Origin of the sequence: Liquorilactobacillus mali (assembly GCF_001437155.1) — a bacterium.
Lineage (GTDB): Bacteria > Bacillota > Bacilli > Lactobacillales > Lactobacillaceae > Liquorilactobacillus > Liquorilactobacillus mali_A.
Genome location: NZ_JQAR01000048.1, coordinates 3669 through 5310, shown reverse-complemented (window position 1 = coordinate 5310; position 1642 = coordinate 3669). Strand labels below are relative to the sequence as shown.

General features: G+C 49.3%; 1 rRNA gene. It reads left to right on the top strand.

Annotation, left to right across the window (positions count from 1 at the left end):
- Positions 1-121 precede the first annotated feature (121 nt).
- Positions 122-1642 (top strand): 16S ribosomal RNA (locus IV36_RS11520).

Below are 1642 nucleotides of genomic sequence, written 5' to 3'. Positions count from 1 at the left end.
CTTTGAAAACTGAACAAAGTTTCGACAAATCAAATGTGTAGGGTCTCTTGTTTAGTACAAGAGCAAACATTTGCGAAGTCAATTCGCTAGTAAATTAAGTAACAAATGAGTCACAAACTTTTAAATCGAGAGTTTGATCCTGGCTCAGGACGAACGCTGGCGGCGTGCCTAATACATGCAAGTCGAACGCAAAACTTTCACCGAATGCTTGCATTCACCGAAAGTTTTGAGTGGCGAACGGGTGAGTAACACGTGGGTAACCTGCCCAGAAGAGGGGGATAACACTTGGAAACAGGTGCTAATACCGCATAACAATAAAAACCGCATGGTTTTTATTTAAAAGATGGTTTTGCTATCACTTCTGGATGGACCCGCGGCGTATTAGCTAGTTGGTAGGGTAAAGGCTTACCAAGGCAATGATACGTAGCCGAACTGAGAGGTTGATCGGCCACATTGGGACTGAGACACGGCCCAAACTCCTACGGGAGGCAGCAGTAGGGAATCTTCCACAATGGACGAAAGTCTGATGGAGCAACGCCGCGTGAGTGAAGAAGGTTTTCGGATCGTAAAACTCTGTTGTTAGAGAAGAACGTGTGTGAGAGTAACTGTTCATGCAGTGACGGTATCTAACCAGAAAGCCACGGCTAACTACGTGCCAGCAGCCGCGGTAATACGTAGGTGGCAAGCGTTGTCCGGATTTATTGGGCGTAAAGGGAACGCAGGCGGTTTTTTAAGTCTGATGTGAAAGCCTTCGGCTTAACCGAAGTCATGCATTGGAAACTGAAAGACTTGAGTGCAGAAGAGGAGAGTGGAACTCCATGTGTAGCGGTGAAATGCGTAGATATATGGAAGAACACCAGTGGCGAAAGCGGCTCTCTGGTCTGTAACTGACGCTGAGGTTCGAAAGTGTGGGTAGCAAACAGGATTAGATACCCTGGTAGTCCACACCGTAAACGATGAATGCTAAGTGTTGGAGGGTTTCCGCCCTTCGGTGCTGCAGCTAACGCATTAAGCATTCCGCCTGGGGAGTACGACCGCAAGGTTGAAACTCAAAGGAATTGACGGGGGCCCGCACAAGCGGTGGAGCATGTGGTTTAATTCGAAGCAACGCGAAGAACCTTACCAGGTCTTGACATCTTCTGACAGCCTAAGAGATTAGGTGTTCCCTTCGGGGACAGAATGACAGGTGGTGCATGGTTGTCGTCAGCTCGTGTCGTGAGATGTTGGGTTAAGTCCCGCAACGAGCGCAACCCTTATTATTAGTTGCCAGCATTAAGTTGGGCACTCTAGTGAGACTGCCGGTGACAAACCGGAGGAAGGTGGGGATGACGTCAAATCATCATGCCCCTTATGACCTGGGCTACACACGTGCTACAATGGACGGTACAACGAGTCGCGAAACCGCGAGGTTTAGCTAATCTCTTAAAGCCGTTCTCAGTTCGGATTGTAGGCTGCAACTCGCCTACATGAAGTCGGAATCGCTAGTAATCGCGGATCAGCATGCCGCGGTGAATACGTTCCCGGGCCTTGTACACACCGCCCGTCACACCATGAGAGTTTGTAACACCCAAAGCCGGTGAGGTAACCTTTATGGGGCCAGCCGTCTAAGGTGGGACAGATGATTGGGGTGAAGTCGTAACAA